The sequence below is a fragment of the Paenibacillus sp. GbtcB18 genome, from assembly GCF_019091125.1.
GTDB lineage: Bacteria > Bacillota > Bacilli > Paenibacillales > NBRC-103111 > Paenibacillus_F > Paenibacillus_F chitinolyticus.
Genome location: NZ_JAGXJX010000992.1, coordinates 1 through 230 on the forward strand (window position 1 = coordinate 1; position 230 = coordinate 230).

Sequence of the window (230 nt, forward strand, 5' to 3'; positions counted from 1 at the left end):
GAAGTTCCTCCGAACGCGTATGAGCTTCTGCGGAGCAGCCAGATGAAGATCGGGCCGCCGCATATCGCGGTGTCGATGCCGTTCGGCAGTTCTTCCGGCGCACGCGCGAGCCTGGCCAGCACGTCGGCCCAGATGACGTAGGCCGCCCCGAAAAGGACGCTCACCGGAAGCACCTTGCGATGGTCGCAGCCGAGCACCAGCCGGACGCTATGAGGGATCATCAGGCCGAC

General features: G+C 65.2%; 1 protein-coding gene. It reads right to left on the reverse strand.

Annotated elements, in window-relative coordinates; translation table 11 throughout:
• On the reverse strand, positions 1–230 hold a 230-nt coding region (locus KVT34_RS31495; RefSeq protein ID WP_217563417.1), incomplete at both ends, for an iron chelate uptake ABC transporter family permease subunit.